Origin of the sequence: Enterobacter sp. JMULE2, from assembly GCF_013337145.1 — a bacterium.
GTDB classification, from domain to species: domain Bacteria; phylum Pseudomonadota; class Gammaproteobacteria; order Enterobacterales; family Enterobacteriaceae; genus Enterobacter; species Enterobacter mori.
Genome location: NZ_SGWD01000015.1, coordinates 360,985 through 384,088, shown reverse-complemented (window position 1 = coordinate 384,088; position 23,104 = coordinate 360,985). Strand labels below are relative to the sequence as shown.

The following is a 23,104-nucleotide window of genomic DNA, read 5'->3' as shown; positions in this document are numbered from 1 at the left end:
CTCTCCCACGGGGAGAGGGCGAACATCGTAGGCCGGGTAAGCGTGAGCGCCACCCGGCAATGCCCTTACAGCTTCGCAAACACCTTACGTGCCGCGTCGATGGTGTTGTTGATATCTTCTTCACTGTGCGCCACGGACATAAAGCCTGCTTCGAACGCTGACGGTGCCAGGTACACGCCCTCATCCAGCATCAGGTGGAAGAAGCGCTTGAAGCGTTCAACGTCGCACTTCACCACGTCCTGATAGCAGGTCACAGTTTTCGCCTCGGTGAAGAAAATCCCGAACATCCCGCCCACGTGGTTGACCACCAGAGGAATACCGGCCTCTTCTGCCGCTTCCAGCAGACCGTTTGCCAGCTGCGTGGTACGGTCGGTCAGGGTTTCGTGAATACCCGGCTGAGCCACTTCGGTCAGGCAGGCGAAACCCGCTGCCATCGCGATGGGATTGCCCGAGAGCGTTCCCGCCTGGTAAACCGGACCGGTTGGTGCCAGCGCTTCCATGACGTCTTTACGACCACCGAATGCCCCGACCGGCATGCCGCCGCCGATGATTTTGCCGAGGCAGGTGAGGTCTGGCTCAACGCCGTAGTAAGACTGGGCACCCGCCAGCGCCACGCGGAAGCCGGTCATCACTTCATCGATGATCAGCAGCGCGCCGAACTCGTCGCACAGGGCACGCAGGCCAGGCAGGAAGTCAGGCTGCGGTGGGATGCAGTTCATGTTGCCCGCAACCGGCTCAACGATGATGCAGGCGATCTCCTGCGGATACTGCTCGAACGCCGCGCGAACGGTGTCCAGATCGTTGTAGGTACAGGTCAGGGTATGCTTAGCGAAATCGGCCGGTACGCCCGGCGAGTTTGGCTGGCCGAGCGTCAGCGCGCCAGAGCCCGCTTTCACCAGCAGACAGTCGGCGTGACCGTGGTAGCAACCTTCGAATTTGATGATTTTATCGCGACCGGTAAAACCTCGCGCCAGACGAATGGCGCTCATGGTGGCTTCGGTGCCGGAGTTCACCATACGTACCATGTCCATGGTGGGCACCAGTTCGGTCACCAGTTCCGCCATTTTGACTTCCATTTCGGTTGGCGCACCAAAGCTCAGGCCGCGCTGGGCCGCTTCAATCACAGCGTTACGAATGGTTGGGTGGTTGTGCCCCAGCACCATCGGGCCCCAGGAGCCGACATAATCGATATAGGCTTTGCCATCGACATCATACAGATACGCGCCGTCAGCACGTTCGATAAACAGCGGCGTGCCGCCCACGCCGGTAAAGGCGCGCACAGGTGAGTTCACGCCACCCGGAATAAGCTCGCGGGCTGCACTGTAGAGGTTTTCAGACTTGCTCATGGCGTCGTTCCTGGTTCGTATAAAATGATTAAGCACACTATTCTAAGTGATTCGGGGATGGTTATGAAATTTTTACCCTGACAATGCTTTAAGATTTGTTAAGTAATTTTCAGGAGACGGTGGGGCGGTCTCTGGTAAAATCCTGACGGCGATTTGTATGACGAAAAGAACAGGCAATGAAATCAGACTCACCCTCATTTGAAGAACAACAGTTTGCGCGCGCGCGACACCGTATCAGCATCCGACGACTGCTCAACCGCGACAAGACGCCGCTGGCGATTCTGCTGGGCGCTGCCGTGGTGGGGACGCTGGCGGGGCTGGTGGGTGTCGCGTTCGAGAAGGCCGTCAATGGCGTGCTTAACTGGCGTATTGGCACCGTTGCGGGTTATGCCGATCGCGAATGGCTGGTCTGGATCCTGGCGTTTGGTTTATCTGCACTGCTCGCCATGGTGGGCTATTTTCTGGTACGGAAATTTGCCCCGGAAGCGGGCGGTTCTGGGATCCCGGAAATAGAAGGAGCGCTCGAAGAGCTGCGTCCGGTCCGCTGGTGGCGCGTGCTTCCCGTGAAGTTTATCGGCGGGTTGGGGACGCTTGGTGCGGGAATGGTGCTGGGGCGCGAAGGGCCGACCGTACAACTGGGCGGTAATGTTGGCCGTATGGTCAGCGATCTGTTCAGGATGCGCAGTGCTGAAGCCCGCCATACGCTGCTGGCAACCGGTGCCGCCGCAGGCCTTTCCGCCGCGTTTAATGCCCCGCTGGCGGGGATCCTGTTTATTATCGAAGAGATGCGCGCGCAGTTTCGCTATAACCTGATCTCGATAAAAGCGGTGTTTACCGGGGTGATCATGTCGAGTATCGTCTTTCGCCTTTTCAATGGCGAAGGGGCGGTCATCGAGGTCGGGAAGCTCACCAATGCGCCGGTCAATACGCTGTGGCTGTATCTGATCCTCGGCATGATTTTTGGCATTGTTGGCCCGCTGTTTAACAGCCTTATTTTACGTGCTCAGGACATGTTCCAGCGGATCCACGGCGGCAACACGACCAAATGGGTGCTGGTGGGGGGGCTGCTCGGCGGCATGTGCGGGGTTCTGGGCTTTATCGAACCCAACGCGGCAGGTGGCGGTTTTGGGCTTATCCCCATTGCGGCAGCGGGGAATTTCAGCATTGGTCTTTTGCTGTTCATGTTCATCTCGCGGGTGATCACTACCGTACTCTGCTTCTCCTCCGGCGCGCCTGGCGGCATTTTTGCCCCGATGCTGGCGCTGGGCACGCTGCTGGGAACCGCTTTTGGCATGGCGGCGGCCGTGGGTTTCCCGGCCTATCATCTTGAAGCCGGGACGTTTGCCGTCGCCGGAATGGGGGCGCTGCTCGCCGCGTCCCTGCGTGCACCTTTGACCGGGATCGTGCTGGTGCTTGAGATGACGGACAATTACCAGCTCATTTTGCCAATGATCATTACCTGTCTCGGCGCGACACTATTAGCCCAATTCCTGGGTGGAAAACCGCTATACTCCACCATTCTTGCACGGACCCTGGCGAAACAGGAGGCTGAACGGGCCTCAACGCAGAATACTTGAATGAATTACCAGGGTATTAGATAATGAAAAAAAGAATTGGGTGATTTTTACCCAATAGCAGTATGCAGTATTCATGGGAGCATAAGATGAGTGATGACGTAGTAGCTGTACCGCTCGAATTTACCGAAGCAGCAGCCAAAAAAGTAAAAGTCCTGATTGCCGATGAAGATAATCCGGAATTGAAACTCCGTGTTTATATTACCGGTGGTGGCTGCAGCGGCTTCCAGTATGGTTTTACCTTTGACGACCAGGTGAACGAGGGCGATATGACCATCGAGAAGCAGGGCGTCGCGCTGGTGGTTGACCCGATGAGCCTGCAATACCTGGTCGGTGGTTCGGTTGATTACACCGAAGGTCTGGAAGGTTCGCGCTTTGTGGTGACCAACCCGAACGCAACAAGCACCTGTGGGTGTGGTTCGTCGTTCAGTATTTAAGAGGGTGCGGGATGATGCCCTCACCCCGGCAAAACGCTAAAAACGGTAACCTTGCGGTTACCGTTTTGCATTTACCTGCCATTCTCATCCAGCGCAAACGTCGGCAGTTTCAGGTGCCAGCGTATCGCCGCTAAACGTATCACCAGCGTCACGACCATCCCCAGCATCGCGGCATTTTCCAGCGGGACCGCAAAGGTGTAATACGCGGTGGCGTGAACAATTCCCCCTACAATACAGGCCGTCGCGTAAATTTCAGTACGCAGGATCATCGGCACTTCACGCGCCAGAATGTCGCGAATGATCCCGCCGCCCACGCCGGTTAATACACCCATGCAGATCGCCACCATCGGACCGGTACCCGCATTAAACGCCTTATTAACGCCAATACCGACAAACACGGCGAGGCCGACGGCATCCAGCACCGGTAATATCCATTTGGGTAATCTGCGGGGTTGACGAACCAGTACAATGGTCAACATGCAGGTGACCATCGCCACCACCAGGTCGGTGGGATCTTTTACCCAAAATACCGGGCCATTCGCCAGCGCCATATCGCGGATTGTTCCGCCGCCCACGGCGGTCACAACGCCCAGCACCAGCACGCCAAACGGATCCATGCGCAGTTTTCCGGCGAGTAAAACGCCGGAGATAGCAAAAACGGCTGTGCCAAGAATATCCAGCCAATACACGAGCATCGTTAAATCCTCGAAAAGTATTTATCTATGTTAGTGACTCTCTGCCAGCGCGGCACAGAGTTGTTTTGCGGCGAGGATAATACGCGGGCTGGCGCGTTCAAACCAGTCACCGTTGAGCGGGATCACCGGAATTTTAAGCTGGCTTTGCCAGAAGTGTTCAACTTTAGGAATATCGCTCGCATTTCCGACCACGACGATGGCCTGCGGCTGGCGTGCAAGCACCTGTTCACGGCTGACCTGAGGCCAGGGTACCCGGCTGGCTGCAAAGATATTTTCGCCGCCGCAGATTTCCAGCACCTGGTTCTGAATCGACCCTTTTCCGGTGGTGAACAACGGCTGGCTACCAAATTGCAGAAAGATGCGTTTTTTGGCGGGGGTGTTGTACCGGGATTTCAGCGCTGCATAGTCGCTGAGCATCTGTTTCGCAGCGTCCTCGGCTTTTTTGGGCGTGGGGCTAAAAGGGGCCAGATCGCGCAGCGTCTGGGCGATTTGCTCAATACTGACTGCGTCCACCCACATGACCTTAATACCCAGTGAGGTCAGTTGGTTGACCTGCCGCTCGGCATTGCCGCCACGCCAGGCCAGCACGAGGTCAGGCTTAAGCGCCACAATGCGCTCGAGATTCATTCCTTGCCAGGTCGCGACCTGCTCAATGCTGGCGGCCTGGGGGGGATAATTCGAAAAGCTACTCACGCCCACAGGGGTGATCCCGGCAGCAAAGGCCAGTTCGGTATTCGCGGGGGAGAGAGTAATCACACGCGGCATGGCGAAAAGCCATGCCGGTGCGAGAAGAAGCAGGGCGGCCAGCGCCCTGACGGTATGTTTAGCCACGAGCCAGTTTCTGCACCAGACGCTCCACCATCACGGTGGACTGTTTTGCCGCCACAACAAGGAACTCGTCAAAGCTAATGTGGGACTGCTGGTCTGCCACGTCAGAGATCGCGCGAACCACCACAAACGGTACGCTAAAGTTATGGCAAACATGAGCAATCGCGGTTGCTTCCATCTCAACGGCAACCGCCTGCGGGAAGTTATGGCGGATTTTCGCCAGGCCCACGGAGCCGTTAATGAACGCATCACCGCTGACAATGAGGCCGCGTACCGCGTTGAGGTTCAGTTCTGCGATGCAGCTTTCTGCCGCGGCAATCAGGTTGTCGTCGGCTTTAAACCCGGCCGGGCAACCCGGAAGCTGACCATATTCGTAGCCGAAGGCGGTCACGTCGGCATCGTGGTAACGTGCTTCGTCGGAAACGACGATATCACCCACTTTCAGCGTCGGCGCCAGACCGCCCGCAGAGCCAGTGTTAACGATCACGTCCGGCTTGCAGCGTTCGAGCAGCAGGGTCGCACCCAGCGCAGCCGCAACTTTACCGATGCCAGATTTCAGCAGAGCCACGTCAACACCGTTCAGCTGGCCGGTGTAGATCTCACAACCACCCAGAGAGAGAGTCTGACGGTTCTCAATTTTGTCACGCAACAGCGTAACTTCTTCTTCCATTGCACCAATAATGCCGATTTTCATAGATTTACTCGCGATGTGCCTTGTTAAGATGCATAGTCTATCATGCGGTTAAGGGGAAACGCATTCTCACGCGGGGGAGCACATGGCACCAATCGATTTTCGCACCAAAATTAACTGGCACCGACGTTTCCGTTCGCCACAGGGCGAAAAGAGCGAACATGAGATCCTGCGTATCTTCGAGAGCGATCGCGGGAGGATCATTAACTCGCCCGCTATCCGGCGCTTGCAGCAAAAGACCCAGGTGTTCCCGCTGGAGCGTAACGCCGCGGTGCGCACGCGCTTAACCCACTCTATGGAAGTTCAGCAGGTTGGGCGCTACATTGCCAAAGAGATTTTGAGCCGCCTGAAAGAGCAGCGGCTGCTGGAAACTTATGGTCTGGATGAACTGACCGGGCCGTTTGAAAGCATCGTTGAGATGGCCTGCCTGATGCATGACATCGGCAACCCGCCCTTCGGGCATTTCGGCGAGGCGGCAATCAACGACTGGTTTAAGCAGCGGCTTTTCCCTTTGGACGCGAAAAGCCAGCCGTTGAGCGACGATCGCTGCGTGGTGAGGGATTTACGCCTGCGTGAGGGTGAAGAGAGCCTTAACGATCTGCGTCGCAAAGTCCGTCAGGATCTCTGCCATTTTGAAGGTAACGCGCAGGGGATCCGCCTGGTGCACTCCCTGATGCGCATGAATCTGACGTGGGCGCAGGTGGGCTGCATACTCAAATACACGCGCCCGGCCTGGTGGATGGGAGAAACGCCTGCCACGCACAGCTACCTGATGAAAAAGCCGGGCTACTATCTCTCCGAAGAGGCCTATATTGAGCGGCTGCGTAAAGAACTTTCATTAACGCCAAAGGGGCGTTTCCCATTGACGTGGATTATGGAAGCCGCCGATGACATTTCCTATTGCGTGGCCGACCTGGAAGACGCCGTTGAGAAAAGAATATTCAGCGTCGAGGAGCTTTATCAGCATCTTTATGATGCCTGGGGTAAACATGAAAAAGGGTCGCTGTTTTCTCAGGTCGTCGAAAATGCCTGGGAAAAATCGCGCTCGAATTCCCTCAGCCGCAGTACCGAAGATCAGTTCTTTATGTATTTACGGGTCAATACATTAAATAAGCTGGTGCCTTACGCGGCGTCGCGCTTTATTGATAATTTGCCGCTGATTTTCAGCGGGGAATTCAATCACGCGCTGCTGGAAGATGACAGCAGTTTCAGTCAACTCCTTGAGCTTTATAAACATGTGGCGATGCGCCATGTGTTCAGCCATCCGGACGTGGAGCAATTAGAGCTGCAGGGATACCGGGTGATCAGCGGATTACTGGAAATTTATTCCCCGTTGCTTCACTTATCAGTCGATGAATTCAGCGAGCTGGTGGAACACGAGCGCGTGCGGCGAATACCTATCGAATCCCGGCTTTATCAGAAACTTTCTACCCGTCATCGTCTGGCGTATGTCGAAGCGATTGGTAAGCTGGAACGCCACTCCCCGGAATGGCCAGTGATGGAATATTATTATCGCTGTCGCCTTATCCAGGACTATATCAGCGGCATGACAGATTTATATGCCTGGGATGAGTACCGCAAGCTCATGGCCGTGGAATAAGCGCTGAGTTTTGTAAAGACGACCAATAAATTTTTACTTTTTCCATAAACTTAATCCCGGAACTAAGCGGTATAAAACGAATCTGAGTTACACAGCAATTTTGCGTTATCTGGTAAATCGAGATTGAGAAACATGAAAAAAACCACATTAGCAATGAGTGCACTGGCTCTGAGTTTAGGTTTAGCGCTGTCTCCTCTGACTGCTACTGCAGCCGAGACCGCGTCGTCGGCAGCAACCGCGCAGCAGATGCCAAGCCTGGCACCGATGCTCGAAAAAGTGATGCCATCGGTGGTGAGTATTAACGTTGAGGGCAGCACGACCGTCAATACGCCGCGTATGCCGCGTAACTTCCAGCAGTTCTTCGGCGACAACTCGCCGTTCTGCCAGGACGGTTCGCCATTCCAGAGTTCCCCGTTCTGTCAGGGCGGTGGGGCAGGAGATGACAGCCAGGGCGGCGGCCAGCAGCAGAAATTCATGGCGCTTGGCTCGGGTGTCATCATTGACGCCGCAAAAGGCTACGTGGTGACCAACAACCACGTTGTGGATAACGCCAGCACCATTAAAGTTCAGCTGAGCGACGGTCGTAAATTCGATGCCAAAGTCGTGGGTAAGGATCCGCGCTCTGATATCGCGCTGATCCAGATTCAGGATCCGAAAAACCTGACGGCGATTAAGCTTGCCGATTCCGACGCGCTGCGCGTAGGTGACTACACCGTGGCAATCGGTAACCCGTTTGGTCTGGGCGAAACCGTGACTTCAGGTATCGTCTCTGCGCTGGGTCGTAGCGGCCTGAACGCGGAAAACTACGAAAACTTTATCCAGACGGATGCGGCGATCAACCGCGGTAACTCCGGCGGTGCGCTGGTGAACCTGAACGGTGAACTGATCGGTATCAACACCGCCATTCTGGCACCGGACGGTGGCAACATCGGGATCGGCTTTGCTATCCCAAGCAACATGGTGAAAAACCTGACCGCGCAGATGGTCCAGTATGGCCAGGTGAAACGCGGTGAGCTGGGTATCCTCGGGACTGAGCTGAACTCCGAGCTGGCGAAAGCGATGAAGGTTGACGCCCAGCGCGGGGCATTCGTCAGCCAGGTGATGCCGAATTCCTCCGCGGCGAAGGCGGGCATTAAAGCGGGGGATGTGATCACCTCCCTGAACGGTAAGCCGATCAGCAGCTTTGCCGCCCTGCGTGCCGAAGTAGGCTCGATGCCGATTGGCAGCAAAGTCACCCTCGGCCTGCTGCGCGACGGTAAGCCGGTTAACGTAAGCCTGGAGCTGCAGCAGAGCAGCCAGAATCAGGTGGATTCCAGCACCATCTTCAGCGGGATTGAAGGTGCCGAGATGAGCAATAAAGGCGCAGACAAAGGCGTGGTGGTGAACAACGTGAAAGCGAATTCACCGGCAGCCCGTATCGGCCTGAAAAAAGGTGATGTGATCATGGGCGCTAACCAGCAGCCGGTGAAAAACATCGCTGAACTGCGCAAAATTCTCGACAGCAAGCCTTCCGTGCTGGCTCTGAATATCCAGCGTGGTGATACCTCGCTTTATCTGCTGATGCAGTAATCCTCTCAAGCCCCTGTTCGCAGGGGCTTTCTCGTTTCTGTGACTGTTACCACAACTCCTTACTTCTCCCTCTCTCTTTGTGCATTCGCACAATGCAGCCGTCGCTGAACTTCCCTATGCTTGAGCTCTGCTCACAGGAGGGTTACATGGCTGGCTGGCATCTTGATACCAAAATGGCGCAGGATATCGTGGCGCGCACCATGCGCATCATTGATACCAATATCAACGTGATGGATGCTCGCGGTCGCATTATCGGCAGCGGCGATCGCGAGCGTATTGGGGAATTGCACGAAGGTGCATTGCTGGTGCTCTCCCAGGGCCGCGTGGTAGATATCGACGATGCGGTAGCGAAACACCTGCATGGCGTACGTCAGGGCATCAATTTGCCGCTGCGCCTTGAAGGTGAGATTGTGGGGGTAATCGGTCTGACCGGCGAGCCGGAGTCGCTGCGTAAATACGGCGAGCTGGTCTGTATGACGGCGGAGATGATGCTGGAGCAGTCGCGCCTGATGCACCTTCTCGCCCAGGACAGCCGCCTGCGCGAAGAGCTGGTCATGAACCTTATACAGGCGGATGAGCATACGCCTGCACTCAGCGAATGGGCGCAGCGGTTGGGGATCGATCTGAACCAGCCGCGCGTGGTGGCGGTGATTGAGGTCGATAGCGGCCAGCTTGGCGTGGACAGCGCCATGGCAGAGCTGCAGCAGCTGCAAAATGCGCTGGCGACGCCGGAACGCAATAACCTGGTGGCGATTGTGTCTCTGACTGAAATGGTGGTGCTTAAACCCGCGCTCAATCAGTTTGGCCGCTGGGATGCAGAAGACCATCGCCGCCGTGTGGATCAGCTGATTGCACGCATGCAGGAGAACGGCCAGCTGCGTTTTCGCGTCGCGCTGGGCAACTACTTTACCGGGCCGGGCAGTATCGCCCGCTCATGGCGGACCGCACGCACCACCATGATGGTGGGTAAACAGCGTATGCCGGAAAGCCGCAGTTATTTCTATCAGGATTTGATGTTGCCGGTGCTGCTCGACAGCCTGCGCGGCGGCTGGCAGGCCAATGAGCTGGCGCGGCCATTAGTGCGCCTGAAAGCCATGGACAACAACGGCCTGCTGCGCCGCACATTGCAGGCCTGGTTCCGTCACAACGTGCAGCCGCTGGCGACCTCAAAGGCGCTGTTTATTCACCGCAATACCCTGGAGTATCGGTTAAACCGGATTTCGGAGCTGACGGGGCTGGATCTGGGGAATTTTGACGACAGGCTGCTGCTGTATGTGGCGCTGCAGCTGGACGAACAGAGATGATGGTGTGTACGGTTTTCACCCTCTCCCTGTGGGAGAGGGCCGGGGTGAGGGCATCAGGCCGCACCTAACTTATTTGTTGCGAGTTAATTTCTCAAGATCTGCTTCAATCTCGCTGATCTTATTCGTCACAACGCTTTCAAGGTGACGCAGATCGTCAAGGATCTTACGCTTGAGATCGACTTCAGTGCGGTCGCGCTGGCAGATCTGATCGAGTTCATCGATCACATAGCGCAGGTTAGGGCTGATTTCCTGTACTTCTTTGTAACCCTGACCGATGCCGTCAGCCACCACGGTTTTGCGCTGGCGTGGATATTTAAACTTCACGCTTTTGGCGAAAAACTCACCTTTGTCCTTGTGAAAATAGATTTTAAGAATATCGTTATTGGCTTCCTGACGGAGGCTGTAACGATCAATTTCATCAGGATTGGTAATGCCCAGACTTTTCAGATTATCGTACATAGCGGTACCCTTGATCTCAACATAACCTTTGAATAATTAACGAAAAAATCTATTTTCGCCACCCTCAGATACAAAAAAAGCGGGGTTGCCCCCGCTTTTTGTTATACCCGATTAATCGATGGTGCGCAGCAACTCGTTGATGCCCACTTTACCGCGGGTTTTCGCATCCACTTTCTTCACGATAACCGCGCAGTACAGGCTGTATTTACCGTCTTTAGACGGCAGGTTGCCGGAAACCACCACAGAACCCGCTGGAACGCGACCGTAGTGAACTTCACCGGTTTCGCGGTCATAAATACGGGTGCTCTGGCCGATGTAAACGCCCATGGAGATCACGGAGCCTTCTTCCACAATCACGCCTTCAACCACTTCGGAACGTGCGCCGATGAAGCAGTTGTCTTCGATGATGGTTGGGTTAGCCTGCAGCGGTTCCAGTACGCCACCGATGCCGACGCCGCCGGACAGGTGAACGTTTTTACCGATTTGCGCGCAAGAGCCGACTGTCGCCCAGGTGTCCACCATGGTGCCTTCGTCAACGTAAGCACCGATGTTCACGTAAGATGGCATCAGCACGGTATTGCGTGCGATGAACGCGCCCTGACGCACTGCCGCAGGTGGTACCACGCGGAAGCCTTCTTTCTGGAAGCGCGCTTCGTCGTAGTCAGCGAATTTCATTGGCACTTTATCGAAGTAGCGGCTTTCTGCTCCGTCGATAACCTGGTTATCGTTGATACGGAAAGAGAGCAGCACGGCTTTCTTCAGCCATTGATGAGTGACCCACTGACCGTCGATTTTTTCTGCCACGCGTAATGCGCCGGAATCCAGCAGGGAAATAACCTGGTTTACCGCTTCACGGGTCACGGTATCCACATTTGCCGGAGTGATCTCGGCGCGACGCTCAAAAGCGGACTCAATAACGTTCTGTAACTGCTGCATTGTTTACTCTTTCCATTTCACTAAAAAACACGTCACCCTTTATCGTTTGGATTGAGGGCTGCTGTCAACCGTTGTTGCACTTCAAGCTGCAGGTCATTATTAAGGGCACGCCGGTCCGCTGTGGCGATTATAAATAAATCTTCTACTCGCTCGCCAATGGTTGTAATTCGGGCGCCATGAAGCGAAATTCCCAGATCGGCAAAAACCTGGCCGACACGGGCAAGCAGCCCTGGCTGATCGAGCGCAATCAGCTCCAGGAACGATTTGCGGTCGGTGTGGGTCGGCAGGAAATTGACCTCGGTATCGACGGTAAAATGACGCAATTTTGCAGGCTGGCGACGCGGCTGCGGCGGTTGCCAGCTGCGCTGGGTAATGGCCTGCTCCAGACCAAAACGAATCCCTTCATGCCTGTCCGACGACAGCGGGCTGCCGTCCGGCTCCAGCACAATAAAGGTGTCCATTGCCATGCCGTCGCGGGTGGTAAAAATCTGCGCGTCGTGAACGCTCAGATTACGCCTGTCCAGTTCGGCGCAGACGGCGGCAAACAGATAGGGTCGGTCCGGGCTCCAGATGAAGATCTCCGTGCCCCCGCGCGTGGCCTGCGGGCTGAGCAGGATCATCGGCTTCGACAAATCGTGCTTCAGCAGATGCCGCGCGTGCCAGGCAAGCTGGTTTGGGCTGTGGCGCACAAAGTAGTTGGCACGACAGCGCGCCCAGATCTGATGCAGCGCCTCTTCATCAATATTATCCATCCGCAGCAGCGCCAGCGCCTGCAGCTGATGGTGACGCACGCGCTCGCGCATGTCCGGGGTGTTTTGCATACCACGACGCAGCTGTTTTTCGGTAGCGAAGTACAGTTCGCGCAGCAGGCTCTGCTTCCAGCTGTTCCACAGGGTTTCGTTGGTGGCGCAAATATCCGCCACCGTCAGGCAGACCAGATAGCGCAGGCGGTTTTCCGTTTGCACCTCTTCGGCGAATTGCTTAATGACTTCAGGATCCTGAATGTCACGACGCTGTGCGGTAACCGACATTAGCAGGTGATGACGGACCAGCCAGGCCACCAGCTGCGTTTCGCGTGAGTTCAGCCCGTGCAGCTCAGCAAATTTCAGCACGTCCTGCGCCCCCAGCACCGAGTGGTCGCCGCCGCGACCTTTGGCGATATCGTGGAACAGGGCGGCGATCAGGATCAGTTCTGGATGGGAGAGGCGTGGCCACAGTTCAACGCACAGCGGGTGGCGGGATCGCGTCTCTTCTTTCGCAAAGCTTTCCAGCTTGAGCATCACGCGGATGGTGTGTTCATCCACGGTGTAAGCGTGGAAAAGATCGAACTGCATCTGACCAACAATATGCGACCACTGGGGCATATACGCCCAAAGCACGCTGTGGCGGTGCATCGGCAGTAGGCCGCGGCTGACGGCGCCCGGGTGGCGCAGCATGCTCAGGAACAGGGCGCGCGCTTCCGGAATATAGCACAAAGGCTGAGTCAGATGACGGCGCGCATGGCGCAGATGACGCAGGGTGGTGGAGTAGATCCCGGTGATGGTGCTGTTGCGCACCATGGTATAGAACATCCGCAGAATCGCTTCCGGCTCGCGGATGAACAGCGTTTCGTCGCGCAGATCGATAAGCGTCCCGCGCAGCTGGAACTCATCATCAATCGGGCGCGGTTTCTCGTCTGCCGTCAGGGCCAGAATGGCCTCGTCGAACAGCTGCAGCAGCATCTGGTTCAGCTCGGTCACCCGGCGGGTGACGCGGAAGAAATCCTTCATCATGTGCTCAACCGGCTCGTTGCCTTCGCCCTGGTAATTCAGGCGCTGAGCCACGCTGAGCTGGCGATCAAACAGCAGGCGGTTATCGTAGCGGGTGACTTCCAGATGCAGGGCAAACCGGATGCGCCACAGCAGGTGCAGGCACTCGTTTAGCTCGTTACGCTCGGCCTCGGTGAGGAAGCCGAAGCCGACCATCTCATCCATTGACGTCGCGCCAAAGTGGCGACGGGCGACCCACTGCAGGGTATGAATGTCGCGCAGGCCGCCGGGGCTGCTTTTAATATCGGGTTCAAGATTATAGCTGGTGCCGTGGTAACGCTGGTGGCGCTGGTTTTGCTCCTCGACCTTCGCGGCGAAGAACTTTTCTGACGGCCAGAAGCCGTCGCTGAAGATGTGTTTCTGTAGCTCCAGGAACAGCGCGACGTCACCAATCAGCAGGCGGGTTTCAATCAGGTTGGTGGCGACGGTCAGGTCAGATAGCCCCTCCAGCAGACACTCTTCCAGGGTGCGCACGCTGTGGCCCACTTCCAACTTCACGTCCCAGAGCAGGGTCAGCAGTTCGCCAATTTTTTGCGCCTGTTCGTCCGGCAGCTTTTTGCGGCTTAAGATCAGCAGGTCGATATCGGAAAGCGGATGCAGTTCACCGCGACCATAGCCCCCGACGGCAACCAGCGCGACGTCGCTAATCTGCCCGAAGCCGTAATCGATCCACAGGCGTTGCAGCAGTTGGTCGATAAACTCGGTGCGTGCTTCGATGAGCTGCTCGGCGGAAATGCCTGCGTCAAACGCGCTACTGAGCCAGCGCTGGAAGACATCCATATGTGCTTTGATATCGGCACACTTCAGCTCATGCGGCGGCCAGACGCCCGGGTTGTCGGGCTGGTCGGGAAGGGTGGGAAGGGCTGTGTTAGCATACTGTTCGGGTAAAAGATTACTCATCGTGCGCCACCCATAAGAAAAAGCTATCGCCATTAAAAAAGCCGGCATTCGCCGGCTCTTTTATCACTCAATGTTCGTCAGTATCGCCGGGATGGTGTCATCCTTGCGCAACGTCATAATTTCGCAGCCGTTGTCTGTTACCACAATAGTATGCTCGTACTGTGCAGACAAGCTTCTGTCTTTGGTTTTCACCGTCCAGCCGTCTTTCATGGTGCGGATGCGGTAATCGCCAGAGTTGACCATTGGCTCAATGGTGAAGGTCATGCCTTTCTGCAGCACCACGCCGCCGTCATCCGCATCGTAGTGCAGAACCTGCGGCTCTTCGTGGAAGACGCGACCAATGCCGTGCCCGCAGTACTCGCGCACCACGGAGAAACCTTCTGCTTCCACGAACTTCTGGATAGCCGCACCGATAGTGCGCAGACGGATGCCTGGTTTCACCATCTTCAGTGCCAGGTAGAGGCTCTCTTGCGTCACTTTACACAGGCGCTCGCCGAGGATGGTCGGTTTGCCTACGATGAACATCTTGGAGGTGTCGCCGTGGTATTCGTCTTTAATGACGGTCACGTCGATGTTAACGATGTCGCCATCTTTCAGCAGTTTTGCGTCATCCGGAATACCGTGACAAACCACTTCATTTATAGAGATGCACACGGATTTTGGAAAACCGTGGTAGCCGAGGCAGGCGGAGACCGCGTGCTGCTCGTTGACGATGTAATCATTACAGATGCGATCCAGCTCACCGGTGCTGACGCCCGGCTTCACGAACGGCTCGATCATTTCCAGCACTTCAGCGGCCAGACGACCGGCGACGCGCATCTTTTCAATTTCTTCAGGAGTCTTAATAGAGATAGCCATGTAATCTGTCCATCGGTGTCGTTTTTTTCGACAATACTAGTTCAAGTGTCGTCAATGGTAACAGTCTGGCGCACCCACTGCCAAATTGAGAATCATTAACAGCACACACCGTCAACAATTATTGGTTTCTGGCCGTGTTTTGTGGTATAAAGCGCGCCGGACTTCCGATCCATTTCAGATACACAGGCTGGACGGAAGCGACAAATCTCACTTTGTGTAACAACACACACGTATCGGCACATATTCCGGGGTGCCCTTTGGGGTCGGTAATATGGGATACGTGGAGGCATAACCCCAACTTTTACTATAGAGGTTTTAAACATGGCAACTGTTTCCATGCGCGACATGCTCAAGGCTGGTGTTCACTTTGGTCACCAGACCCGTTACTGGAACCCGAAAATGAAGCCTTTCATCTTCGGCGCACGTAACAAAGTTCACATCATCAACCTTGAGAAAACTGTACCAATGTTCAACGAAGCCCTGGCTGAGCTGAACAAGATCTCTTCCCGTAAAGGTAAGATTCTGTTCGTTGGTACTAAGCGCGCTGCAAGCGAAGCTGTGAAAGATGCTGCTAACAGCTGCGACCAGTTCTTCGTGAACCATCGCTGGTTGGGCGGCATGCTGACCAACTGGAAAACTGTTCGTCAGTCCATCAAACGCCTGAAAGATCTGGAAACCCAGTCTCAGGACGGTACTTTCGATAAGCTGACTAAGAAAGAAGCGCTGATGCGTACTCGTGAACTGGACAAGCTGGAAAACAGCCTGGGCGGTATCAAAGATATGGGCGGCCTGCCAGACGCGCTGTTCGTAATCGATGCAGACCACGAGCACATCGCAATCAAAGAAGCTAACAACCTGGGTATCCCGGTATTCGCTATCGTTGATACCAACTCCGATCCGGACGGTGTTGACTTCGTTATCCCGGGTAACGACGACGCAATCCGTGCTGTTAGCCTGTACCTGAGCGCTGTAGCTGCTACCGTTCGTGAAGGCCGTTCCCAGGATCTGGCTTCTCAGGCGGAAGAAAGCTTCGTAGAAGCTGAATAATAAGGTTTTACCCCTTATTAGTACCGTGTATGAATAGGGGCCAATTATCGGCCCCTTTTTTCAATTTATACTGTTTGGCTTATGGCCGGGCAGTTCACATCTCCCGAGGATTTAAGAATGGCTGAAATTACCGCATCCCTGGTAAAAGAGCTGCGCGAGCGTACTGGCGCAGGCATGATGGATTGCAAAAAAGCGCTGACTGAAGCGAACGGCGACATTGAGCTGGCAATCGAAAACATGCGTAAATCCGGTGCGATCAAAGCAGCTAAGAAAGCAGGCAACGTTGCTGCTGACGGCGTGATCATCACTAAAATCGACGGCACCTACGGTATCATTCTGGAAGTTAACTGCCAGACTGACTTCGTTGCTAAAGATGGCGGTTTCCAGGCATTTGCGAACAAAGTACTGGACGCAGCTGTTGCTGGCAAAATCACTGACGTTGAAGTTCTGAAAGCACAGTTCGAAGAAGAACGTGTTGCGCTGGTTGCTAAAATCGGTGAGAACATCAACATCCGTCGCGTATCTTCCCTGGAAGGCGAAGTACTGGGTTCTTACCAGCACGGCGCACGTATCGGTGTTCTGGTTGCGGCTAAAGGCGCTGATGAAGAGCTGGTTAAACAGCTGGCAATGCACATCGCTGCAAGCAAGCCAGAATTCGTTAAGCCAGAAGACGTGTCTGCTGAAGTGGTAGAGAAAGAGTACCAGGTTCAGCTGGACATCGCGATGCAGTCTGGTAAGCCTAAAGAAATCGCAGAGAAAATGGTTGAAGGCCGCATGAAGAAATTCACCGGCGAAGTTTCTCTGACTGGCCAGCCTTTCGTTATGGATCCAAGCAAGTCTGTTGCTCAGCTGCTGAAAGAGCACAACGCTGACGTAACTGGCTTCATCCGCTTCGAAGTGGGCGAAGGCATCGAGAAAGTTGAGACTGACTTCGCAGCAGAAGTTGCTGCAATGTCCAAGCAGTCTTAATGATTGAAAAGGAGCCGCCTGAGGGCGGCTTCTTTTTGTCACCCGTCATACAAAATCAGACAGGTTACTGTATCCCTGCGCTGGTTTGCGGCATAACATGTCGCCAGAATTAACCCCATCTTAATCGTTGACAGTCTCAGGAAAGAAACATGGCTACCAATGCAAAACCCGTGTACAAACGCATTCTGCTTAAGCTGAGTGGCGAAGCGCTGCAGGGAACGGAAGGCTTCGGTATTGACGCAAGCATCCTTGACCGCATGGCACAGGAAATCAAAGAACTGGTCGAACTGGGTATTCAGGTTGGCGTGGTCATTGGCGGTGGCAACCTTTTCCGTGGTGCTGGTCTGGCGAAAGCGGGGATGAACCGCGTTGTGGGCGACCACATGGGTATGCTGGCAACCGTGATGAATGGCCTGGCCATGCGTGATGCGCTCCATCGCGCCTATGTGAACGCCCGCCTGATGTCCGCTATTCCTCTGAACGGCGTGTGCGATAACTACAGCTGGGCAGAAGCCATCAGCCTGCTGCGCAACAACCGCGTGGTGATCCTCTCCGCCGGTACGGGTAACCCGTTCTTTACCACCGATTCCGCTGCCTGCCTGCGCGGTATCGAAATCGAAGCCGATGTGGTGTTGAAAGCGACCAAAGTGGATGGCGTGTTTACTGCCGATCCGGCAAAAGATCCGTCTGCGACCATGTACGATCAGCTGAGCTACAGCGAAGTGCTGGATAAAGAGCTGAAAGTAATGGATCTTGCCGCCTTCACGCTGGCTCGTGACCACAAACTGCCGATCCGTGTCTTCAACATGAACAAGCCGGGCGCACTGCGCCGCGTTGTAATGGGCGAAAAAGAAGGCACTTTGATCACGGAATAATTTCCGTCGGCGATAAATACAGGTAAGATTCCGCTTTACTTTGTAGTGGTATCTTACCCGGACGCGCCTTTGGCGTTGTCATGAATTAAACGCGACTATACTTAGCACACCTGTAGCGCTGTGCTGGCGGTTAGTCTGCCTGAGACAAGTTTTCAAGGATCCGTAACGTGATTAACGACATCAGAAAAGATGCTGAAGTACGCATGGATAAATGCGTAGAAGCGTTCAAAAACCAAATCAGCAAAATCCGTACTGGCCGTGCTTCTCCAAGCCTGCTGGATGGCATCATCGTAGAATACTACGGTACGCCAACTCCACTGCGTCAGCTGGCGAGCGTTACCGTAGAAGATACCCGTACGCTGAAAATCAACGTATTCGATCGTTCAATGAGCCCGGCTATTGAGAAAGCGATCATGGCGTCTGACCTCGGTCTGAACCCAAGCTCTGCGGGTGCTGACATCCGCGTTCCGCTGCCTGCGCTGACCGAAGAACGTCGTAAAGACCTGATCAAAGTGGTGCGCGGTGAAGCTGAGCAAGGTCGTGTTTCCGTACGTAACGTACGTCGCGACGCGAACGATAAAGTAAAAGCGCTGCTGAAAGAAAAAGAGATCAGCGAAGATGATGACCGTCGTTCCCAGGATGACGTGCAGAAGATGACTGACGCGGCTATCAAGAAAATTGATGCGGCGCTGGCAGATAAAGAAGCGGAACTGATGCAGTTCTGATTTCTGTCGTACACTGATAAACGCCGTTCAGGGGACGTTGTGTCTTACTGGCGGCGTTTTGCTTTTATCTGGTCTAACTTTTTTCCGGGCATCTCATGAAGCATTTAACACTCCTTGGCTCAACCGGCTCTATCGGTTGCAGCACTCTTGACGTGGTTCGCCATAATCCTGAAAGCTACACCGTGACCGCCCTTGTGGCCGGTAAAAACGTGCAGCGCATGGTGGAGCAGTGTCTGGAGTTTACGCCCCGCTTTGCGGTGATGGATGACGAAGAGAGTGCTCGCCAGGTGAAAGCGCAGCTGCAGGAAAAGGGCAGCCGCACCGAGGTGCTCAGCGGTCAGCAGGCGGCATGCGAGATGGCTGCGCTGGATGAGGTCGATCAGGTGATGGCCGCTATCGTTGGGGCGGCTGGGCTTCTGCCGACGCTTGCCGCTATTGATGCCGGTAAAGATGTTCTGCTGGCGAATAAAGAGTCGCTGGTGACCTGCGGACGCCTGTTTATGGAGGCGGTCAAGCAGCGCGGAGCACGTCTTTTACCGGTTGATAGCGAACACAACGCCATTTTTCAGAGTTTGCCGCAACCTTTTCAACAGAACCTGGGGTACGCTGACCTGGAGCAGAATGGCGTCGTGTCGATTCTGCTCACCGGGTCTGGTGGCCCGTTCCGTGAAACGCCACTGTCAGAACTGAGCGCAATGACGCCGGATCAGGCGTGCCGTCATCCGAACTGGTCGATGGGTCGTAAGATCTCCGTTGATTCAGCCACCATGATGAATAAAGGTCTGGAATACATTGAAGCGCGCTGGCTGTTTAATGCGTCAGCGAAACAGATGGAAGTGCTGATCCACCCGCAATCGGTGATTCACTCTATGGTGCGCTATCAGGATGGCAGCGTGCTTGCTCAGTTGGGCGAACCGGATATGCGCACGCCGATTGCTCACGCCATGGCGTGGCCAAACCGTGTGACATCCGGGGCAAAACCGCTCGATTTCTGCAAGCTGAGTTCACTGACCTTTAGCGAGCCTGATTACGACCGTTACCCGTGCCTTAAGCTCGCGATGACGGCCTTTGACCAAGGGCAGGCGGCGACGACGGCACTGAATGCAGCGAATGAAGAGACCGTTGAGGCATTTCTGAATCAGCAGATCCGCTTTACCGATATCGCAGCAATGAATCTTTCAGTGCTTGAATTGATGGATTTGCGCGAGCCACAAAGCGTGGAAGAGGTGCTGGCGGTCGATGCAGAGGCTCGCATTGTTGCGCGTAAACTGGTGACACGTCTCGCAAGCTGGTGATAAAGCAGCCACTAGTCGTCGTGCTATTTGTTAGCGTTGTGCTTCAGTGATATAGTCTGCGCCACCTGATCGCAGGTATTTGACTTTATGTGGTCAGGTAAGCCGTGGTTTGACACGGCTTTTTTATGTATAGGCTTCAGTATTCCTGTGTACCGTTAAATCCTTTTCAGGGACTAAAAACGCGTTATGTTGTCTGCGAATCAACCAATGAGCGAAAACTTGCCAGCGCATGGCTGTCGTCATGTAGCAATCATCATGGATGGCAACGGCCGCTGGGCGAAAAGACAAGGGAAGATACGAGCCTTTGGGCATAAAGCGGGGGCGAAGTCCGTTCGCCGCGCCGTTTCTTTTGCCGCCAATAACGGCATTGATGCGTTAACGCTCTATGCTTTTAGCAGTGAGAACTGGAATCGACCACCGCAGGAAGTGACTGCGTTGATGGAACTGTTTGTGTGGGCGCTCGATAGCGAAGTAAAAAGCCTGCACCGCCACAACGTCCGCCTGCGTATTATTGGCGAAACCAGTCGTTTTAACTCACGTTTGCAGGAACGGATTCGCAAAGCAGAAGCGCTGACGGAAAATAATACCGGCCTGACGCTCAATATCGCGGCGAATTACGGCGGACGCTGGGATATTATTCAGGGCGTTCGGCATCTTGCCGAGCAGGTTCAGGAAGGGCTGTTGAGACCCGACCAAATTGATGAAGAGGCGCTCAGTCGGCAAATCTGCATGAATGAACTGGCGCCTGTGGATTTGGTAATAAGGACAGGGGGAGAACACCGCATAAGTAACTTTTTGCTTTGGCAAATCGCCTACGCCGAACTTTACTTTACTGATGTTCTTTGGCCCGATTTTGATGAACAAGACTTTGAAGGTGCGCTGCATGCCTTTGCCAATCGAGAGCGTCGTTTCGGCGGCACCGAGCCTGGTGGCGACAAAGCCTGATGGGGGTAGCTTTTGCTGAAGTATCGCCTGATTTCCGCTTTTGTATTAATACCCATTGTCATTGCGGCGCTGTTTTTACTGCCCCCAGTGGGATTCGCGATTGTTACGCTGGTGGTGTGCATGCTTGCCGCCTGGGAATGGGGACAGTTTAGCGGCTTTACCTCGCGCACACAGCGGGTATGGCTGGCGGTGCTTTGTGGCTTTATCCTGGCCCTGATGCTGTTCACGTTGCCTGAATATCATCACGATATTCACCAACCGCTGGTTGCCGGATCCTTATGGATATCGCTGGCATGGTGGGTTGCTGCGCTTGTATTGGTGCTTTTTTATCCAGGCTCTGCGGCGCTGTGGCGAAATTCTAAAGTGTTGCGTCTTATTTTTGGTCTGCTCACAATTGTTCCATTTTTCTGGGGTATGGTCGCGCTGCGCGCCTGGCACTATGACGAAAACCACTATAGCGGTGCCCTCTGGCTGCTTTATGTGATGATTCTCGTCTGGGGGGCTGACTCTGGAGCCTATATGTTTGGTAAACTGTTCGGCAAACATAAACTGGCGCCGAAGGTTTCCCCAGGTAAAACCTGGCAAGGATTCATCGGCGGCCTGTTTACGGCGGCGATCATCTCCTGGGGTTATGGCCTCTGGGCGAATCTGGAGGTTGCACCGTCAACATTGCTGGTGTGCTCAATTTTCGCTGCGCTGGCCTCGGTGCTGGGTGATCTCACCGAAAGTATGTTCAAGCGTGAAGCAGGGATTAAAGACAGTGGTCACTTGATTCCAGGCCATGGCGGGATACTGGATCGCATTGACAGCCTGACGGCGGCTGTTCCAGTGTTTGCTTGCTTGCTTTTACTGGTATTCGGGACGATTTAACGGAAGGTTTTATGCTGAGCATTCTCTGGAATCTGGCGGCGTTCATTGTTGCACTGGGTGTACTGATTACCGTGCATGAATTTGGCCATTTCTGGGTTGCTCGACGCTGTGGCGTGCGGGTGGAGAGATTTTCCATCGGGTTTGGTAAATCGCTCTGGAAGCGTACCGATCGCCATGGCACCGAGTTTGTCATCGCCCTTATTCCGCTGGGTGGCTACGTTAAAATGCTCGACGAGCGCGTCGAGCCTGTTGCGCCAGAACTGAGACACAGCGCGTTTAACAACAAAACCGTTGGGCAACGTGCTGCCATCATTGCTGCCGGTCCGGTAGCCAATTTCATCTTTGCTATCTTCGCTTACTGGCTGGTGTTTATCATCGGTGTCCCTGGCGTGCGTCCGGTTGTCGGTGAAATTGCCCCTGGCTCTATCGCAGCGAGTGGGCAAATTGCACCTGGGATGGAACTTAAAGCGATTGATGGCATCGAAACCCCTGATTGGGATGCCGTGCGATTGCAGCTGGTTGCGAAAATTGGTGATGAGAAGACGACTGTCAGCGTGTCGCCTTTTGGATCAGACCAGCGGCAGGAAAAAGTGCTGGATTTACGCCACTGGAGTTTCGAACCCGACAAAGAAGATCCCGTTTCCGCTCTGGGGATTCGGCCGCGCAGCGCGCAAATCGAACCGGTATTAGCCGAAGTACAGGCTAACTCCGCAGCGAGTAAAGCGGGTTTGCAAGCGGGCGACAGGATCGTTAAAGTCGATGGTCAACCATTAACACAATGGATGACCTTTGTTACTCTGGTACGCGATAATCCGGGTACATCGCTCGCGCTGGAAGTGGAAAGACAGGGGAGTCCGCTCTCACTGACGCTGATTCCGGATACCAAATCGAGCAGCGGAAAGGCAGAAGGGTTTGCAGGCGTTGTGCCGAAAGTGATCCCACTGCCAGATGAGTACAAGACAATACGCCAGTATGGGCCGTTCAGCGCCATCCTTGAAGCCACGGATAAAACATGGCAACTGATGAAGCTGACGGTAAACATGTTGGGGAAATTGATAACCGGTGATGTGAAACTGAACAACCTCAGTGGGCCTATTTCGATTGCTCAGGGGGCTGGGATGTCAGCGGAGTTCGGGGTGATTTACTATCTCATGTTTCTCGCGCTCATTAGCGTGAACCTCGGGATAATCAACCTGTTCCCGCTTCCCGTATTAGACGGGGGCCATCTGCTGTTTTTAGCCATTGAAAAGCTAAAAGGCGGACCGGTATCCGAGCGAGTTCAAGACTTTAGTTATCGCATTGGCTCGATTTTGCTGGTGCTGTTAATGGGGCTTGCACTTTTCAATGATTTCTCTCGGTTGTAAGAGAGTGTT

At 54.7% G+C, this 23,104-nt stretch carries 21 protein-coding genes; 13 read left to right on the top strand and 8 right to left on the bottom strand.

The window, feature by feature from the left end; genetic code table 11:
- Positions 1-65: 65 nt before the first annotated feature.
- Positions 66-1,346, bottom strand: coding sequence for a glutamate-1-semialdehyde 2,1-aminomutase (hemL, locus tag EXW94_RS19800; RefSeq protein WP_089599144.1), 1,281 nt, complete (start codon positions 1,344-1,346; stop codon positions 66-68).
- 176 nt (positions 1,347-1,522) lie between these two features.
- Between hemL and clcA the strand changes: the two genes are divergently transcribed.
- A complete protein-coding gene (gene clcA, locus EXW94_RS19795) occupies positions 1,523-2,923 on the top strand; it encodes a H(+)/Cl(-) exchange transporter ClcA (RefSeq protein ID WP_089599143.1) in 1,401 nt (466 codons plus the stop codon).
- An 86-nt stretch (positions 2,924-3,009) separates the two neighbouring features.
- Positions 3,010-3,357, top strand: a complete 348-nt coding sequence (gene erpA / locus EXW94_RS19790; RefSeq protein ID WP_010426752.1) for an iron-sulfur cluster insertion protein ErpA — start codon at positions 3,010-3,012, stop codon at positions 3,355-3,357.
- Between the two features lie 71 nt (positions 3,358-3,428).
- Here the strand turns inward: erpA and EXW94_RS19785 are convergent, their stop codons facing one another.
- The 3 genes from EXW94_RS19785 to mtnN are packed head-to-tail and all read right to left on the bottom strand — an operon-like array spanning position 3,429 to position 5,574.
- Positions 3,429-4,052 carry a TRIC cation channel family protein gene (locus EXW94_RS19785; RefSeq protein WP_108417049.1) on the bottom strand — a complete coding sequence of 208 codons (624 nt, stop codon included), beginning with the start codon at positions 4,050-4,052 and terminating at the stop codon, positions 3,429-3,431.
- Between the two features lie 30 nt (positions 4,053-4,082).
- A complete protein-coding gene (gene btuF, locus EXW94_RS19780) occupies positions 4,083-4,883 on the bottom strand; it encodes a vitamin B12 ABC transporter substrate-binding protein BtuF (RefSeq protein ID WP_108417048.1) in 801 nt (266 codons plus the stop codon).
- Complete coding sequence (gene mtnN / locus EXW94_RS19775) at positions 4,876-5,574, bottom strand: 5'-methylthioadenosine/S-adenosylhomocysteine nucleosidase (RefSeq protein WP_010426746.1); 699 nt, start codon at positions 5,572-5,574, stop codon at positions 4,876-4,878. The genes btuF and mtnN overlap by 8 nt, the downstream gene beginning before the upstream one ends.
- An 82-nt stretch (positions 5,575-5,656) precedes the next feature.
- Between mtnN and dgt the strand changes: the two genes are divergently transcribed.
- From dgt to EXW94_RS19760, 3 genes are all read left to right on the top strand, one after another.
- A complete protein-coding gene (gene dgt, locus EXW94_RS19770) occupies positions 5,657-7,171 on the top strand; it encodes a dGTPase (RefSeq protein WP_089599140.1) in 1,515 nt (504 codons plus the stop codon).
- Positions 7,172-7,303: 132 nt separating this feature from the next.
- A complete protein-coding gene (gene degP / locus EXW94_RS19765; protein ID WP_010426743.1) occupies positions 7,304-8,740 on the top strand; it encodes a serine endoprotease DegP in 1,437 nt (478 codons plus the stop codon).
- Positions 8,741-8,886: 146 nt separating this feature from the next.
- Positions 8,887-10,044 carry a CdaR family transcriptional regulator gene (locus EXW94_RS19760; RefSeq protein WP_010426741.1) on the top strand — a complete coding sequence of 386 codons (1,158 nt, stop codon included), beginning with the start codon at positions 8,887-8,889 and terminating at the stop codon, positions 10,042-10,044.
- 69 nt (positions 10,045-10,113) lie between these two features.
- Here the strand turns inward: EXW94_RS19760 and EXW94_RS19755 are convergent, their stop codons facing one another.
- The 4 genes from EXW94_RS19755 to map all read right to left on the bottom strand — a co-directional run bounded on the left by EXW94_RS19755 (position 10,114) and on the right by map (position 15,005).
- Positions 10,114-10,503, bottom strand: coding sequence for a DUF3461 family protein (locus EXW94_RS19755; RefSeq protein WP_010426739.1), 390 nt, complete (start codon positions 10,501-10,503; stop codon positions 10,114-10,116).
- A 111-nt stretch (positions 10,504-10,614) separates the two neighbouring features.
- The gene (gene dapD / locus EXW94_RS19750) at positions 10,615-11,439 is read right to left on the bottom strand and encodes a 2,3,4,5-tetrahydropyridine-2,6-dicarboxylate N-succinyltransferase (RefSeq protein ID WP_008501915.1); all 825 of its coding nucleotides are present in this window, start codon (positions 11,437-11,439) and stop codon (positions 10,615-10,617) included.
- Positions 11,440-11,471: 32 nt separating this feature from the next.
- Positions 11,472-14,147: a bifunctional uridylyltransferase/uridylyl-removing protein GlnD gene (gene glnD, locus EXW94_RS19745; protein WP_010426735.1), complete on the bottom strand. Its 2,676-nt coding sequence runs from the start codon at positions 14,145-14,147 to the stop codon at positions 11,472-11,474.
- A 63-nt stretch (positions 14,148-14,210) separates the two neighbouring features.
- Positions 14,211-15,005, bottom strand: a complete 795-nt coding sequence (gene map / locus EXW94_RS19740; protein ID WP_010426734.1) for a type I methionyl aminopeptidase — start codon at positions 15,003-15,005, stop codon at positions 14,211-14,213.
- Positions 15,006-15,326: 321 nt separating this feature from the next.
- On the opposite strand from map, the gene rpsB reads away from it, so the two are divergent.
- From rpsB to rseP, 8 genes are all read left to right on the top strand, one after another.
- Positions 15,327-16,052, top strand: coding sequence for a 30S ribosomal protein S2 (gene rpsB, locus EXW94_RS19735; protein ID WP_003856207.1), 726 nt, complete (start codon positions 15,327-15,329; stop codon positions 16,050-16,052).
- A gap of 117 nt (positions 16,053-16,169) precedes the next feature.
- Entirely contained in the window at positions 16,170-17,021 is an 852-nt protein-coding gene (tsf, locus tag EXW94_RS19730) for a translation elongation factor Ts (protein WP_028015579.1), read from the top strand.
- Positions 17,022-17,170: 149 nt separating this feature from the next.
- Positions 17,171-17,896, top strand: coding sequence for a UMP kinase (gene pyrH / locus EXW94_RS19725; protein WP_006173609.1), 726 nt, complete (start codon positions 17,171-17,173; stop codon positions 17,894-17,896).
- Between the two features lie 167 nt (positions 17,897-18,063).
- Entirely contained in the window at positions 18,064-18,621 is a 558-nt protein-coding gene (gene frr / locus EXW94_RS19720; RefSeq protein ID WP_006173607.1) for a ribosome recycling factor, read from the top strand.
- Between the two features lie 95 nt (positions 18,622-18,716).
- Positions 18,717-19,916, top strand: coding sequence for a 1-deoxy-D-xylulose-5-phosphate reductoisomerase (ispC, locus tag EXW94_RS19715; RefSeq protein ID WP_109081838.1), 1,200 nt, complete (start codon positions 18,717-18,719; stop codon positions 19,914-19,916).
- A gap of 186 nt (positions 19,917-20,102) precedes the next feature.
- Positions 20,103-20,861 (top strand): (2E,6E)-farnesyl-diphosphate-specific ditrans,polycis-undecaprenyl-diphosphate synthase, encoded by a 759-nt coding sequence (ispU, locus tag EXW94_RS19710; protein ID WP_089599138.1) that lies wholly within the window; start codon positions 20,103-20,105, stop codon positions 20,859-20,861.
- Positions 20,862-20,873: 12 nt separating this feature from the next.
- Complete coding sequence (gene cdsA, locus EXW94_RS19705; RefSeq protein ID WP_010426717.1) at positions 20,874-21,731, top strand: phosphatidate cytidylyltransferase; 858 nt, start codon at positions 20,874-20,876, stop codon at positions 21,729-21,731.
- Between the two features lie 11 nt (positions 21,732-21,742).
- Positions 21,743-23,095: a sigma E protease regulator RseP gene (gene rseP, locus EXW94_RS19700; protein WP_042719072.1), complete on the top strand. Its 1,353-nt coding sequence runs from the start codon at positions 21,743-21,745 to the stop codon at positions 23,093-23,095.
- The last annotated feature ends 9 nt before the right edge of the window (positions 23,096-23,104 follow it).

Coding starts and splice junctions, on each gene's coding strand:
- hemL (WP_089599144.1), bottom strand. CDS start 1,346: ATGAGCAAGTCTGAAAACCTCTACAGTGCAGCCCGCGAGCTTATTCCG.
- clcA (WP_089599143.1), top strand. CDS start 1,523: ATGAAATCAGACTCACCCTCATTTGAAGAACAACAGTTTGCGCGCGCG.
- erpA (WP_010426752.1), top strand. CDS start 3,010: ATGAGTGATGACGTAGTAGCTGTACCGCTCGAATTTACCGAAGCAGCA.
- EXW94_RS19785 (WP_108417049.1), bottom strand. CDS start 4,052: ATGCTCGTGTATTGGCTGGATATTCTTGGCACAGCCGTTTTTGCTATC.
- mtnN (WP_010426746.1), bottom strand. CDS start 5,574: ATGAAAATCGGCATTATTGGTGCAATGGAAGAAGAAGTTACGCTGTTG.
- dgt (WP_089599140.1), top strand. CDS start 5,657: ATGGCACCAATCGATTTTCGCACCAAAATTAACTGGCACCGACGTTTC.
- degP (WP_010426743.1), top strand. CDS start 7,304: ATGAAAAAAACCACATTAGCAATGAGTGCACTGGCTCTGAGTTTAGGT.
- EXW94_RS19760 (WP_010426741.1), top strand. CDS start 8,887: ATGGCTGGCTGGCATCTTGATACCAAAATGGCGCAGGATATCGTGGCG.
- EXW94_RS19755 (WP_010426739.1), bottom strand. CDS start 10,503: ATGTACGATAATCTGAAAAGTCTGGGCATTACCAATCCTGATGAAATT.
- dapD (WP_008501915.1), bottom strand. CDS start 11,439: ATGCAGCAGTTACAGAACGTTATTGAGTCCGCTTTTGAGCGTCGCGCC.
- glnD (WP_010426735.1), bottom strand. CDS start 14,147: ATGAGTAATCTTTTACCCGAACAGTATGCTAACACAGCCCTTCCCACC.
- map (WP_010426734.1), bottom strand. CDS start 15,005: ATGGCTATCTCTATTAAGACTCCTGAAGAAATTGAAAAGATGCGCGTC.
- rpsB (WP_003856207.1), top strand. CDS start 15,327: ATGGCAACTGTTTCCATGCGCGACATGCTCAAGGCTGGTGTTCACTTT.
- tsf (WP_028015579.1), top strand. CDS start 16,170: ATGGCTGAAATTACCGCATCCCTGGTAAAAGAGCTGCGCGAGCGTACT.
- pyrH (WP_006173609.1), top strand. CDS start 17,171: ATGGCTACCAATGCAAAACCCGTGTACAAACGCATTCTGCTTAAGCTG.
- ispC (WP_109081838.1), top strand. CDS start 18,717: ATGAAGCATTTAACACTCCTTGGCTCAACCGGCTCTATCGGTTGCAGC.
- ispU (WP_089599138.1), top strand. CDS start 20,103: ATGTTGTCTGCGAATCAACCAATGAGCGAAAACTTGCCAGCGCATGGC.
- rseP (WP_042719072.1), top strand. CDS start 21,743: ATGCTGAGCATTCTCTGGAATCTGGCGGCGTTCATTGTTGCACTGGGT.